This window comes from Enemella dayhoffiae (genome assembly GCF_002250625.1).
Taxonomy (GTDB): Bacteria; Actinomycetota; Actinomycetes; order Propionibacteriales; family Propionibacteriaceae; genus Enemella; species Enemella dayhoffiae.
Map to the genome: position 1 here is coordinate 55,163 of NZ_NMVQ01000001.1, position 13,867 is coordinate 69,029.

General features: G+C 71.6%; 10 protein-coding genes. 6 read left to right on the forward strand and 4 right to left on the reverse strand.

The features are described from left to right. Nucleotides 1–74 precede the first annotated feature (74 nt). Nucleotides 75–965 (reverse strand): 1,4-dihydroxy-2-naphthoyl-CoA synthase, encoded by an 891-nt coding sequence (locus tag CGZ93_RS00300; protein WP_094362162.1) that lies wholly within the window; start codon nucleotides 963–965, stop codon nucleotides 75–77. Nucleotides 966–1,069: 104 nt separating this feature from the next. Here CGZ93_RS00300 and CGZ93_RS00305 point away from each other — a divergent pair, with 104 nt between their 5' ends. The 5 genes from CGZ93_RS00305 (at nucleotide 1,070) to CGZ93_RS00325 (ending at nucleotide 7,867) form a co-directional block, all read left to right on the forward strand. After that, nucleotides 1,070–1,375, forward strand: coding sequence for a hypothetical protein (locus CGZ93_RS00305; RefSeq protein WP_094362163.1), 306 nt, complete (start codon nucleotides 1,070–1,072; stop codon nucleotides 1,373–1,375). Continuing rightward, entirely contained in the window at nucleotides 1,372–4,440 is a 3,069-nt protein-coding gene (locus tag CGZ93_RS00310) for a WXG100-like domain-containing protein (RefSeq protein WP_094362164.1), read from the forward strand. The genes CGZ93_RS00305 and CGZ93_RS00310 overlap by 4 nt, the downstream gene beginning before the upstream one ends. 217 nt (nucleotides 4,441–4,657) lie before the next feature. Then, the gene (locus tag CGZ93_RS00315) at nucleotides 4,658–5,341 is read left to right on the forward strand and encodes a ribbon-helix-helix domain-containing protein (RefSeq protein ID WP_094362165.1); all 684 of its coding nucleotides are present in this window, start codon (nucleotides 4,658–4,660) and stop codon (nucleotides 5,339–5,341) included. A gap of 149 nt (nucleotides 5,342–5,490) precedes the next feature. Further along, nucleotides 5,491–6,813 (forward strand): DNA polymerase IV, encoded by a 1,323-nt coding sequence (locus tag CGZ93_RS00320; RefSeq protein ID WP_094362166.1) that lies wholly within the window; start codon nucleotides 5,491–5,493, stop codon nucleotides 6,811–6,813. 25 nt (nucleotides 6,814–6,838) lie between these two features. After that, nucleotides 6,839–7,867 (forward strand): M48 family metallopeptidase, encoded by a 1,029-nt coding sequence (locus CGZ93_RS00325; RefSeq protein ID WP_094362167.1) that lies wholly within the window; start codon nucleotides 6,839–6,841, stop codon nucleotides 7,865–7,867. Between the two features lie 53 nt (nucleotides 7,868–7,920). On the opposite strand, the gene CGZ93_RS00330 is transcribed toward CGZ93_RS00325, so the two are convergent. From CGZ93_RS00330 to lgt, 3 genes are all read right to left on the reverse strand, one after another. Further along, a complete protein-coding gene (locus tag CGZ93_RS00330; RefSeq protein WP_094362555.1) occupies nucleotides 7,921–9,387 on the reverse strand; it encodes an MDR family MFS transporter in 1,467 nt (488 codons plus the stop codon). A gap of 119 nt (nucleotides 9,388–9,506) precedes the next feature. After that, complete coding sequence (locus CGZ93_RS00335; protein WP_094362168.1) at nucleotides 9,507–10,880, reverse strand: serine/threonine-protein kinase; 1,374 nt, start codon at nucleotides 10,878–10,880, stop codon at nucleotides 9,507–9,509. Next, nucleotides 10,877–11,896: a prolipoprotein diacylglyceryl transferase gene (gene lgt / locus CGZ93_RS00340; RefSeq protein ID WP_229117095.1), complete on the reverse strand. Its 1,020-nt coding sequence runs from the start codon at nucleotides 11,894–11,896 to the stop codon at nucleotides 10,877–10,879. The genes CGZ93_RS00335 and lgt overlap by 4 nt, the downstream gene beginning before the upstream one ends. Before the next feature lie 97 nt (nucleotides 11,897–11,993). Between lgt and CGZ93_RS00345 the strand changes: the two genes are divergently transcribed. Then, nucleotides 11,994–13,853, forward strand: a complete 1,860-nt coding sequence (locus CGZ93_RS00345; protein WP_094362169.1) for a putative nucleotidyltransferase substrate binding domain-containing protein — start codon at nucleotides 11,994–11,996, stop codon at nucleotides 13,851–13,853. Nucleotides 13,854–13,867: the final 14 nt, after the last annotated feature.

Sequence of the window (13,867 nt, forward strand, 5' to 3'; positions counted from 1 at the left end):
GTCGAACCCACGAGGGGTCGATCGATGGCATCGCGGTTCGCTGGATGGCGGGGTGAGCCGGGGACAGTCCCCGCTCAGAAGTAGTAGGGGAACCGAGACCAGTCGGGGTCGCGCTTCTCCAGGAAGGCGTCTCGGCCCTCGACGGCCTCGTCGGTCATGTACGCCAGCCGCGTCGTCTCGCCGGCGAAGACCTGCTGCCCGACCAGCCCGTCGTCGACGGCGTTGAACGCGAACTTGAGCATCCGCTGCGCGGTGGGCGACTTCTGGCAGATGGCGGCGGCCCAGTCGAGGCCGAGCTGCTCGAGCTCGTCGTGCGGGGCGACCCGGTTGACCGTGCCCATCCGCATCCCGTCCTCGGCCGAATATTCCTCGCCCAGGAAGAAGATCTCGCGGGCGAACTTCTGGCCCACCTGGCGCGCCAGGTAGGCCGATCCGTAACCCGCGTCGAAGGAGCCCACGTCGGCGTCGGTCTGCTTGAACCGGGCATGCTCAGCGCTGGCGATGGTCAGGTCGCAGACCACGTGCAGCGAGTGCCCACCACCGGCCGCCCAGCCGTTCACCATGGCGATCACCACCTTCGGCATGAACCGGATCAACCGCTGCACCTCGAGGATGTGCAGTCGGCCGGCCCGCGCCTGCTGCACCGTGTCGGCGGTCTCGCCGTCGGCGTACTGATAGCCCGAACGCCCGCGGATCCGCTGGTCCCCGCCGGAGCAGAACGACCACACCCCGTCGGCTGGCGCCGGCCCGTTTCCGGTCAGCAGCACGCAGCCCACATCCGGGCTCATCCGCGCATGGTCGAGTGCGGTATAGAGCTCGTCCACCGTGTGCGGCCGGAACGCGTTGCGCACCTCGGGACGGTTGAACGCGATCCGCACCGCGGGCACCTCCACCGCTCGGTGATAGGTGATGTCGATGAAGTCGAAGCCGTCGACCGGGCGCCAGTGTTCGGGATGGAAGCTCACCCGACCACCGTAGTGGCCGGCGGATGGTTCCGCTTCCACCGCACGCAGGAGTGACCGCACGGCGGGTTAGAAAGACAGTTCCGAATCGATCCATCGAGGTGAGCATGACCGAGAGCTACGTCTCCGCAGCCGGACTGCGCCGCTGGTCATCGTCACTGCGCCGTGACGGCGAGGAGGGTGCCGCGCAGGTGGGCGAGGCGCTGCGGGCGATCGGCGCCGAGGCCGGCTGCTGGGGGGCGGACGCCGCCGGTGACGCCTTCGCCCGGGCCTACCTGCCCGCCATCGCGCCCCTGCTGGCCGCCGCCCTCACCTCGGGTGACCAGGTCGCCGACCTGAGCGACCGCCTGGACACCTCGGCGCACAACTACCAGCGCACCGAGGCCGAGAACAGCGAACGGGCCGCCCGATGACGATCACGGCGAACGCGGGTCCGCTGGTTCCCGAATGGGTGTACGCCGACAGCTTCCCCCAGGCGGACGAGGAGGCACTCGACCGGCTCTCTGCCGGGTGGGCCTCGCTCGGTGAGGCCCTGCAGGCCGGCGGTGCAGACGTGCACGGCACCGCCCGGCAGTTGGCCACCGAACACCGCGGGGAGGCCAACGAGGCGGCCGGCCAGCGGCTGCAGCTGGTCGGTGACTGGTTGGGACGCGGGCATGCCGGCTGCACCTCCGCCGCCGAGTCGTGCAGCAGGGCGGCGGTCCTGGTCCGGGTGGCCAAGCTCGCCATGAACCTGGTGCTGCAGTCGCTGGTGGTGGCCAGCTTCAAGACCGTGCTGACCTCTGCGGCCAAGGGCCCGATCGGCCTGGCCGGGGCCGCGGTGCAGCTGCGGCAGCTCCAGGTGGTGGCCCAGGCTCGGCTGCAGGCGCTGGCCCGGGCGCTGGCCGAACGGCTGGGGACGCTCGCGCCGACGGTGCAGCTGGCGCCCTCGCCGCGGCCGACCGGGCGTACCTCCGCCGCCGAGGTCGAGTCCAAGGTGGCCGCCCTGGGCGGCAGCGAGGCCCATTCGCGGCGGTTGGCGGAGCGGCCCGAAGCGGACCCGCGCAGCCTGGCCGCCGATCGGGCCTTCGGCCCGGATCAGCGCACCGCGCTCGACCGATCGGCCGGTGCAGTGCTGGACCGGGCGGTCGCCAGCGCCGGGACCGGGGCGGCTCCGGGCGGCGATGGACCGCTCTCCCCGGACGCCGATCCGTGGCAGTTGAGCGGCCTGGCGGGATCCGACCCGGGTACGCCGGATCCGAGCTCGTCGGCTCCGCCTGGGAGCAACCCGGGTGCCGATCCGTTCGGTCTGGACAGCGACAGCCTGCTGGCTGCGGCCGGTGAGGTGACCCCGGAGGAACTCGACCGCAGCGGCCTCGGGCCGGCCAGTGACCGGGCGGAGGACGCTGCGACCGAGCCCGGGGACGAGGCCGGTACGTCCGCTGCGCCCGGTCCAGCGGGGCCGACCGCTCCGACCACCCAGGCCACCCCGCCCGCCCCGGCCGCGCCGTCGCAGTTGCCGGACATCAGCCCGGCGCCTGGCGCGCCCGCCGACCCCGGACCCGGCACGGCACCTCCGCCGCAGGTCTCGGCGTCGACACCGGCGCCGTCGTCTGGTCCCGCCCCATCCTCGGAGGCGCTCGCGGCGAGGGGATCCGTCGGAGACGGTGCGCCCCCGCCTCGCTCGCAGCCGGTTGAGAGCCCCGCACCGGTACGCCACAGCGGGCACCCCGCCACCGCCGCCGTCTCTCCGCCGGCGGCGCCGGGCGTACCCGCGCCCGAGACCGGACCGTCCGCCACCGCGCCGGTGCCGAGCCCATCGCATCACTCGCAGGCCGACCTCGACCAGACGGTTTCCCGCGGCGACCTGCACCCGACGCCGACGAGTCGCCCGGGCACCCAGACTGCGGCCTGGGCACCCGCGGAGGTCGCCGGAGCGACAGGCTCCTCGGAAGGCATCCGATCCGGAGTCCCGGGATCGACTGGGCAACCGGCGCCAGCCCCCGGTCCGGGCGCCCCGAGCGGCCTGCCCATCGGAGGCCCGCCGGGCGGTATCGCCGGTCCGACGGGATCGCTCGGCCCGCTGCCCTCCGGTCCACTCGCCTCGGGATCGCTCGGCGGCGCATCGCTCGGCGGCGGATCGCTCGGCACCGGATCGCTCGGCGGGGGATCGCTCGGCACCGGATCGCTCGGATCGGGGACCTCCACCGTCCCCGGCACCACGGGAACCGGCCCGATGGCGGGGATGCCGCCGGGCAGCGGTTCCCCGGCCAACCCGGGTTCATCCAGTCCCGGAGGCACGCATCCCGGATCCCAGCCGGGTGCCGGGCACCCCGGTGCCGCGATCCAGGGACAGGCGCCGCCGGGACAGGTGGCGGCTCCGGGCGGAAGCCTTGGCCAGGCAGGAAACCAGGTGTCTGCGCCCGGTCGGGAGACCGCCCCGAAGCCCCCGGGTGGCGCAAACGAGGTGGCCACCCTGCTCGCCACCGGCGGACTGCTGGGCACGGCGTTCGGCCGCCCCGGCGGCTTCCCCACCAGCGATCTGCGTACGGGTACGGGGTTCGCACTCCCCCGGCTGGGACCGGATCAGCTGCGCGGAGCGCTGCCTTCTGAGGATCCGTGGCAAATGGTGTATCAGAAGACTTTACGGCCGGGTGAGGCCGAGGAGTTCTTGTCCGGTCAGCGCACCACTCTCCGTGGCCTGATCCACCCGGCTCATCAGGTGAACCGGCTGGCCACCCCGGCCCAACACTTCGACGTGCTCGGTCTGGGCTTCGGGGTGGAGCAGGGCGAGGGCCGCCTGGTGACCCCCTTCTACCGCGACGCCACGTGGATCGATGTGCTGCGCTGCAACGGAATCCGGGAGGAAGACCTGGTCCTGCCGGTGTCGGAGGAGTGGACCGGGATGAGCGCCGGCTGCACACCCGTGGTGCGCAACCATCGATCCCCGTGGACCGGGACCGGGTACGCCCCGGGCTCGGACTCGGCGTACCCGATCGAGGAGTACGAGCTGCTCGGCCATCTGCGGGTCGCGGTGCCGCACGGCGCGGAGATCTGGCGGCGGTACGCCGACGGTCACGACGAACTGCTCGGCACCCACGACGCCACCACCGGCTTCTGGAATGGCCGCCCGGGGGCCGTGATCAGCCCGCATTCCGATCTCCACAACGGAAAGTTCGCGACCGTCGAGGATCGGCTGGTCCCGGTCCAGGAGTTCGGTCCGGAGCGGGTGGTCCTGCTGACCGAACCCCGCCAGGTGGTTTCCCGGGACCGGATCAGCGGCCTCACCGGGCTGACCACCATCGGCACCTGGGGTGAGGCGCGGGTCCAGGTGCTGCGCAGCGACGGTGCGGCCGTCCTGGTCGACTATCTGGGTGACTCGCTGGAGGAGGCCGAGCAGCTCGGGTTCGTGCAGCTCAACCAGGGCGAGTGGGAGCCCCGCTGGCTTCCCGACGCGGCCATCTCCAACCGTTCGGAGTTCTGCCGCTCGTACGCCTGAGGGTGGGTCGGCCCACCCTCCCATGACCCGGGGAACTCTGCGGACCGATCGGCCAAGCGCACAACTCCGGTCCCACGGAGCGACGCGCCTCGCTGTCCCGCATCCGCTCGTCGGTCTCCGCGCGAGAGAACGGAGTTGTGCGGCTGACGCCAACTCACAGCACTTTGACAGCACCCTGACTTGATTTTGACGTCATCATGACGTCACTATTGGGGTCATGGAGCTTTCGAACTACATCGAGTCGGTGCAGGAGCAGGTGGCGAAGACCACCGCCCTGGCCGACGACCGCGCCAAAGAAGTGGCGCAGACGCTGGGGTCCTCCCTGGACTCCGCTCTGCGCCTCGCCCTGATCCAGGCCCTGACCGATGCGGCGGCCGAGCTCAGCGACCAGACCGGCGAGGAGATCGAGGTCCGGATGAACGGGGCCGAGCCCCAGTTCGTCGTCTCGAGCCCGACCGAGTCCGGGTCGGACGCCGACCCGGAGGATGAGGCGTACGCCCAGGACGAGCCGCAGGCTCGGGTCAGCCTGCGGCTTCCCCAGCCGCTGAAAGCCAGGATCGACGAGCTGGCCGCCACGGAGGGCGTCTCGGTGAACACCTGGCTGATCCGCGCCGCGATGCGGTCGGTACGCCGGGCCAACCGGCCCGGCCGCGGCCCGTGGGGCCCCGGCGGGTTCGGACCGGGCTTCGGTCCGGGTCCCGGCGGGTTCGGTCCCGGCGGTCCCGGGTTCGGTCCCGGCGGTCCCGGCGGGCCAGGATTCGGTCCGGACCACGGTTTCGGCCAGGGACGCCGCGGAGGCCGACGCGGGCCCGGTGGTCGTCGCGGTGAACGCCGCGGCTGGGAACCGCCCGCTCCCCCGGAGCCGCCGCAGCAGCCGGGCGAGGATCCCGAGCAGCGCTGAGCCGCTCAACAATTTCGCAGCCTGACAGCGGGGCCCCTGACCTCCCGAACCCGGCATAACCACTGACAAAGTTGGGCGGGTGGGAGCGGGGCCCCGCGTCGTGGCCGGGGATAACCACCGACAAAGTGCATCCGTGGCAGGCTGGGCGGGTGCGCAACCAGGCCTCCGTGATGCACCTCGACCTGGACGCCTTCTTCGCCGCCGTCGAGCAGCGCGACAAGCCGTCGTTGCGCGGCCGGCCGGTCGTGGTGGGCGGGATCGGGCAGCGCGGGGTGGTGTCCACGGCCTCCTATGAGGCGCGGGTGTTCGGCGTGCGCTCGGCGATGCCGACGCACGAGGCCCGCCGCCGATGCCCGCACGCGGCGTACCTGTCCGGACGCTTCCACGCCTATCGCGAGGCGAGCGAGCGGGTGATGTCCATCCTCAGACAGCTGTCACCGCTGGTCGAGCCGCTGTCCCTGGACGAGGCGTTCGTGGACCTGGCCGCCGCGAACGACCCGCTGCCGGACTTCGCCGAGCCCACGCTGGAAACCCTGGTGGCGACGGTGAAGCAACAACTCGCCGACGCCACCGGCGGGTTGACCGCCTCGGTCGGGATCGGCAGCAGCAAGTTCATCGCCAAGCTCGCCACCGAGCTCGGCAAACCGGACGGCTGCCGCATCGTCGCCCCCGGGACCGAGGTCGAGCTGATCGCGCCCATGTCGGTCGGCACGATCCCCGGGGTCGGCCCGGTGACCCGGGAGCGGTTGGCCCGGATCGGCGCACGCACGATCGCCGACCTGCAACGCACCAGCCTGCACGAGCTGACCCGCGAGCTCGGCCGGGCCGCGGCGACCAACCTGCACGCCTTGGCGTACGCCCGCGACGACCGTCCGGTGCAGGCCGAGCGGGAGGCGAAGTCGATCTCGGTCGAGGACACGTTCGAACACGACGTGCACAGCCGCACCGAGCTGGCCCGGCTGGTCGACCGGGACGCCCGCGAGGTGGCCTCGCGGATCCGCGCCGGGGAACTGTTCGCGCGCACCGTCACCCTCAAGGTGCGGCTGGCCGACTTCACCACGCTCACCCGCTCCCGCACCCTCGACGGGGCCACCGACCGCGCCGAGGTGATTTCCCGGGTGGCGCAGGAAATGCTGTCTGTACTGGATCTGCGCGAAGGTGTACGCCTGCTCGGAGTCGGCGTCGCCGGGTTGACCGGGATCGCCCAGGAGGAACTCTTCTCCACCGAATCCAGCGGAGCCCCCAGCGAGGAGCAGACCGAACAGATCGAGGAGCCGGCCGACACCCGGCAGCGCCGCCGGCCCACCACCTGGCGGCCCGGGGTGGACGTGGTGCACGACGAGTGGGGGCAGGGCTGGGTGTGGGGTTCGGGGCTGGGCCGGGTCACCGTGCGCTTCGAGACCGCGGAGACCGGACCGGGTCCGGTGCGCACCCTGGCGGCGGACGACCCCGCGCTGCGGCTGCTCACGTGAACCGTTGCAGTTGCACACTTGACGGGTGAGTGAGAACACCAGCCCCACCCGTAAGCGCATCATCCTCCACGACATCTCCAGCCGCGCCTGGGAGCATCCGGCCGATCGCGGCGCCCTGGTCGCGCTGCGCAAGCTGCAGGGATTCGACACCATCGTGCGCAAGTGGTCCGGTTTCATCAACGAGCGCATGGTCAAGATGCTGCTGCTCGGATCGAACGTCCGGGTCTCCGAGCGCCAGTTCCCGCGCGTGCACAAGCTGTACGCCGAGGCCGGGCAGTCGCTCGACGTCGCCGACCTGCCCGAGTTGTACGTCAGCGCCTCGCCGTTGCTGAACGCGTACACGATCGGCATGGACACCCCGCGGATCGTGGTCAACTCCGCGCTGGTCGACCTGATGGATGACGACGAACTGCGGTTCGTGCTGGGCCACGAGCTGGGTCACGCGCTGAGCGGGCACGCGCTCTATCGCACGCTGCTCGCCTATCTGATCCAGGTCGGCGCCACCCTCGCCGGCGGGATTCCCTTCGGCTATTGGGGAATCCGCGCGATCATCGCCGCACTCGGTGAGTGGGCGCGCAAGGCAGAGCTCTCCGGCGACCGGGCCGGGCTGCTGGCCACCCAGGACGTCGGCGCGGCGATCCGGGTGCAGATGAAGCTCGCCTCCGGCGGCCACCTGGCCGATCTGGACCAGACCGAGTTCCTCGAGCAGGCGCGAGAATACGACGCCACCGAGGACCTGCGCGACTCGGTGATGAAGTTCATCCTGATCGAGGAGACCAGCCACCCCTACGCGGTGATGCGGGCCGGCGAGCTGCGCAAGTGGGTGGATTCCGGGGAGTACGCCGAGATCCTGTCCGGCAACTATCCGCGGCGGCAGCAGGACCGCGACGCCAGGATCTCCGAGGAGGCCGCGGCCGCGGCCGAGTCGTATCTGTCGGCGTTCCGCAGCAGCCAGGATTCGATCGTGCGCCTGGCTCGCGACCTCGGCGACGGACTGGGAGAGTTCGGCCGCTGGATCGGTGGACGATTCAAGCAGGGGCCGCCCAACCAGTGACGGCCGCGCCGAGCCCTGGCCCGGGCCCAGGCCGGGCCGGGCCCAGGCCGGGCTCAGGCCGGGGCGGCGGCCGGCTCGGCCTCGGCGTCTCCGATGGGAGCGGTCGGTTCGGCGGGCCGGGTCGGGCGCAGCAGCAGCGCCAGCACGATCGACCCCGCGGCCAACACCGTGGCCAGGGTGAACGTGGCGTGGGTGCCGGCAAGCAATGCCTGCACCGGTTCGGTTCCCGCGGCGGTCAGCGACTTGGCGCGCTCGGCCATCACCGTCACCAGCAGGGCCGCGCCGGCGGCACCGGCCACCTGCTGCAGGGTGCCGACCAGGGCCGAGCCATCGGCGTACAGGTGCGGCGGCAGGTCACCCAGCGAGGTCGCGAAGATCGGCGTGAACACGAACGACAGCGACAGACACAGCAGCACGTGCATCGCCGCCAGCAGCACCACCGGGGTGCTGGTCGTGGTGAGCACGCTCAGCGCGAACACCATCGCGGTCATCATCGCCGTCGCCGGGACGACCAGCCGGCGGGCGCCGAAACGGTCGTGCAGGCGGCCGATCAGCGGGCCGAGCAGCCCCATCGCCAGGCCGCCGGGCAGCATCAGCAACCCGGCCGCCTGGGTGTCCAGGCCGCGCACCTCCTGCAGATAGATCGGATAGACCAGGAAGACGCCCATCAGGCCGGTGAAACCGATCATCAGCACGCCCAGCCCGACGGTGAAGTTGCGGTGCTTGAAGGTGCGCAGCTCCAGCAGCGGACGGTCCAGCACCAACTGCCGCCAGACGAACAGGCCGAGCGCCACGGCAGCCACGGCGAAGGAGCCGATCATCACCGTCAGCTGGCCGGGTGCGCCGACCTTGTTCAGCGCGAAGACCAGACCGCCGAATCCGAACGCCGACAGCAGGATCGAGATCGGGTCGATCGGCTTGATGGAGCGCTCACCGACGTTGGTCAGCCGGATCGCGCCGATCACCAGCATCACCAGCGCGATCGGCAGCATCACCCAGAAAATCGTGCGCCAGTGGGAATAGCGCAGGATCACCCCGGACAGCGACGGGCCCAGCGCGGGCGCCATCGACATCACGATCGAGATCAGGCCCATCACCTGGCCGCGCTTGTGCATCGGCACCAGGACCAGGATGTTGGTCATAAGCAGCGGCATCATGATCGCGGTACCGGAGGCCTGGACCACGCGCGCCAGCAGCAGCGCTCCGAAGGCCGGCGCGACGGCGGCGAGCAGGGTGCCGGCGGAGAACAGCCCCAGCGCGGTGAGGAAGACCTGCCGGGTGGTGAACCGGTTCATCACGAAGCCGGTGGTCGGGATCACCACGGCCATGGTCAGCATGAAGCCGGTGGTCAGCCACTGTGCGGTCTGCGCCTCGACGTGCAGGTCGCCCATCAGCACGGGCAGCGCGACGGCCATCGTCGTCTCGTTGAGGATGACCACGAAGGCCGCGCCGAGCAGCAGCCCGATCACGCCCCACGGAATCGGTTGATCGGTCGTCTCGGGTTGGGTCTGGTCCTGCATCACGGCCACACGTCGCTCTCACTCGTCGGGGTGGACGCCCATCCAACCCACCGAGTGGTTAGTTTATTCCGACCGCGCGGATCCGGCCTCCGCTTTTTCGCAGGGTACGCCGCGGCCGGTCAGCCCGCGTCCGGGTCAGGCGTCTTGTCCTTGTCCTTGCCCTTGCCGTTCTGGTTGCCCTTGCCGTTCGGCTGGTCGTCCGGGGTCTCGGTCGGGGCCTCGGTGGTGGGCGGAGCCGCGCTGGTGGCCGGGGCGGTGCTGGGCGGGCGGGTGGTGGCGCGCGTGGTGGTCGGGGCGGCGGGTCGGGTGCTGGTCGGTCGCGTGGCCGAAGGGGTCGGTGTCGGGGTCGCCGTGACCCCACCACCGGGCAGGCTCGCCAGGTTCGGCAACAGCGACACGGCGGCCGCCACCCCGGCGGCGAGCAGCATCAGCAGCACCACGACCCACGGCCAGCGGGACTTCTGCCGCGTCGGCGGGACATAGGGACGACTGCCGGTGGGCGCGGCCACGGGCGCGATCGGCCGGCGACGGTGTCCCTCGTGCGGCGCGGGTTCGGGCTCACTGGGGGTCTCGGCATAGCTGGTGCGGGTGCGGTTGTGCGGCATCACCGCGGTGGCCGGCGGGGCGACGGCGGTGGGCAGGGCGGCCGTGGGGGCGGCGGCGATCATCGTGGGCGCACCCGGGTCTGCCTCGAGGGCGCGGAGCTGGTCGAGCACCTGAGCGCCGGAGGGTCGGTGCGCCGGGTCCTTGGCCAGCAGCGCGGTGACCAGGGCGTCCAGCGCCGGCGGCAGGTCGGTGCGCCGCTCGGTCAGGTGGGGCGGTTGGGCGTTGATCTGCTGGTTGGCAACCGCGAGCGCCTCACCGGAGAACGGCGGGCGCCCGGTGAACATGGTCATCAACAGACAGCCCAGGGCGTACCAGTCCGCGGCCTCGGTCGCCTGCCGTCCGCTGGCCTGCTCGGGTGACATGTACGCCGCCGTGCCCAGCGCGGTCGCCGGTGCGGTGAGGGCGGCACCGGCGTTCTCCGAGAGCTGCGCGATGCCGAAGTCGACCAGCTTCACCTCGTTGTTGTGGAACATCACGTTGCCCGGCTTGATGTCGCGGTGCACCACGCCGATCCGGTGCGCGGCGAGCAGCCCGCGGGTCACCTCCCGGGCGACCTGGAGCCCCTCCACGAGCCCCAGCGGACCGGTGGCGTGCAGGTGTTCGGACAGGCTCGGGCCGGTCAACAGCTCCATCACCAGAAAGGCGGTGTCACCGTCGAAGCCGGCGTCGAAGACCTGGACCACCTGCGGTGCGCTGAGCCCGGCGGTGGCGACGGCCTCCCGCCGGAACCGCTCCCGCGCCGTCTGGTCCTGACCGGCGAGGTCGACGGTCTTCACCGCCACGATCCGCTGCAGCACCCGGTCCCGGCCCCGCCAGACCTGACCCATCCCGCCTCCGGCGAGGCGTTCGGTCAGCTCGTAGCGGTTGGCGAGCAGGTCTGGGGTCATGACCGCTCTCCGTTGCCCGCCTTGTCGGTGTCGGCCTTGTCGGTGTCGGTGTCGGCCGTGGCGGTGTCGGCCTTGGCGGTCTCGGGCTCGTCAGCGTCGCCCTTGGCGGCGTCGGTGTCGCTGTCGGTGTCGTCGGTCTCGGAGACCGCCGTGGCACCGCCGGCCTCCTCGTCGGTCTCGGCGGGGGCGGCGTGCAGGTCACGTTTGCGGGCCCAGAGCCAAAGCGCGGCGCCGCCGAGAATCATCGGTACGCAGAGCCACTGCCCCATCGACAACCCCAGCGACAGCAGTCCCAGGTAGTCATCGGGCTCGCGGAAATACTCGGCGGCGAAGCGGAACACGCCATACCCGAACAGGAAGGCCGCCGCCACCTGACCCCGCGCACGCTCGCGCCGGGCGTACCACCACAAGAACGCGAAGAGCAGCAGCCCCTCGCCGAGGAACTGGTAGAGCTGCGAGGGGTGCCGCGGGATCCCGCCGGCCGCAGGGTCGGGAAAGACAGTCGCCCAGGGCAGCGCCGGGTCTGCGGCCCGGCCCCACAGCTCGCCGTTGATGAAGTTGCCGATCCGCCCGGCCGCCAGCCCGATCGGCACCGCCGGCACCAGCAGGTCGCCGACCTCCAGGAACGGCCGCTTGCGCCGCCAGGCGTACACCGCCAACCCGAGGATCACACCGAGCGCGCCGCCGTGGAAGGACATGCCGCCCTCCCACACCTTGACGATGTCCAACGGATGCTGCAGGAAATACACGGGCTTGTAGAACAGGCAGTAACCCAGCCGCCCGCCCAGGATCACGCCCAGGATGGCGACCAGCAACAGGTCCTCCACACTCTCCCGCGTCCACGGCGCCGGCCTGGTGATCCGCGCGAACGGCTGGTGCTTCAGCCGGCGCAGCAACAGCAGATAGCCGAGGCCGAACCCGAGCAGGTACATCAGGGCGTACCAGTGCACGGACAGCGGCCCGAGCCGGAAGGCAACCGGGTCGATCTGCGGAAGGTTCAGCACCAGGTACGACACGAGGCCCAAGTCTCCCACAGCCGCCAACAGCCCCCCTCGGCCTGACACGATGGGGGCAGCGGCCAGAGCGGGCCGAACGACGCCGGGAGGTGGGCCGATGGAGGTCGAGCTGGCGGAGGTGCGCGACTTCCTCGCGGCGCACGACCCCTTCGGCGCGCTGCCGACGGGCGAGTTGGATGCACTTCCGAAACGCCTCCGGCTTCGTTATGTGCGCCGCGGCCGCAGCCTGATCGCGCTCGGCCAGCAGCCCGAACACCTGATGCTGCTGCGCTCGGGGGCCGCCGACACCCACGACGACCGGGGAGTGCTGCTGCAACGCGACGAGCCCGGCACCTGCTTCGGCTTCACCGCGCTGCTCGACGGCAGCCCGTCGCCCTATTCGGTCACCGCGGCCGAGGACGCGCTGGTGCTGGAGCTGCCCGCGGCCGACTTCACCGAGCTGTGCGCCGAGCACCCCACCTTTAGCCAGTTCTTCCTGCGCCGGCGCAACAGCATCGCCGCCGCGGCCGAGGCGTTGCATGCCACCGACTCCGGGCGGGCGGTGCTGCGGGTCCGGGCCGAGGCGCTGCTCGGGCGGGACCCGATCACCAGCACCGGTGACCGCACCGTGCGCGAGGCGGCCCGGCTGATGACCGAGCACCGGGTTTCCGCGCTGCTGGTCGTCGACGACACCGGTTCCCTGATCGGCATCCTCACCGACCGGGACCTGCGCCGGGTGCTGGCCGAGGCGCGCGATCCGCACACCGCGGTGGCCAAGGTGACGACCGCCGACCCGGTCACCGTCGCCCCCGAGACGACCGCCGTCGAGCTGCTGCTGGAGATGCTCACCCGCAACGTGCACCACCTGCCGGTGACGCGTGGCGGCCGGCCGTTGGGGATGATCTCCAGCGGTGACCTGGTCCGGCTGGAGCGCACCAACCCGGTCTATCTGGCCGGCGAGGTGGCCCGCCAGACGGATCTGCCCTCGCTGGCCCGGCTCACCGACCGTGTGCCGCGGATCGTCTCCCAGCTGGTCGAGGCCGACGCCACCGCCGGCGAGATCCACCGGGTGTTGACCGCGGTCGCCGACGAGGTGGCCCGCGCGGCGCTGCGGATGGCCGAGCAGGAGCTCGGGCCGCCGCCGATGCCGTACTGCTTCGTGGTGCTCGGCTCCCAGGGGCGCCGCGAACATGGGTTGGGCAGCGACCAGGACAATGCGCTGATCACCGCCGAACCGGCCACCGGTGAGGCCGCCGCGTGGTTCAGCGCGCTCGCCGAGCGGGTGACCACCTCGCTGGCCACCTGCGGCCAACCGCTGTGCCCCGGCGGGGTGATGGCCACCACCGCGGCCTGGCGTACCGACGTGGCGGCCTGGCAGCGGCACTTCCTGCGCTGGTTGGATCAGCCGGATCCGACCAGCGTGCTGCACGCGCAGATCTTCTTCGACCTGCGCCCGATCCACGGAGATCTCTCGCTGGCGGAACGACTGCGCAGCGAGGTGCTGCAGCGCTCCCCCGATAGCGCCCGGTTCCTCGGCCACCTGGCCAAGCAGGCGACGGATCGCCAACCTCCGTTGGGATTCCTGCGCGGTTTCGTGCTGGAACGAGCCGGTGAGCACCGAGACACCTTCGACCTCAAGGCGGGCGGAATCGCTGCGGTGGTGGAGATCGCGCGGGTGTACGCCCTGGCCGGCGGTTTGACCGAGGTCGGCACCGTGGAGCGACTCGGTGCGGCCCAACGGGCCGGGTTGCTCGGTGCCGACGCGTCGGCCGACCTGATCGACGCGTTCGAGTTGATCGGCTATGTGCGGCTGCGCCACCAGGCGCGGCAGCTGCGTGCCGGGCTGGTCCCCGACAACCACGTCCGCCCGGCCGACCTGTCCGGGTTGGAGAAGCGCCACCTCAAGGAGTCGTTCACGGTGATCCGCACGGTGCAGGAATCGCTCGCCCACCGTTTCCGCACCCAGTTCATCTCCTGAGCGGACCTGTCGAG

Coding starts and splice junctions, on each gene's coding strand:
- CGZ93_RS00305 (WP_094362163.1), top strand. CDS start 1,070: ATGACCGAGAGCTACGTCTCCGCAGCCGGACTGCGCCGCTGGTCATCG.
- CGZ93_RS00310 (WP_094362164.1), top strand. CDS start 1,372: ATGACGATCACGGCGAACGCGGGTCCGCTGGTTCCCGAATGGGTGTAC.
- CGZ93_RS00315 (WP_094362165.1), top strand. CDS start 4,658: ATGGAGCTTTCGAACTACATCGAGTCGGTGCAGGAGCAGGTGGCGAAG.
- CGZ93_RS00330 (WP_094362555.1), bottom strand. CDS start 9,387: ATGCAGGACCAGACCCAACCCGAGACGACCGATCAACCGATTCCGTGG.
- CGZ93_RS00335 (WP_094362168.1), bottom strand. CDS start 10,880: ATGACCCCAGACCTGCTCGCCAACCGCTACGAGCTGACCGAACGCCTC.
- CGZ93_RS00345 (WP_094362169.1), top strand. CDS start 11,994: ATGGAGGTCGAGCTGGCGGAGGTGCGCGACTTCCTCGCGGCGCACGAC.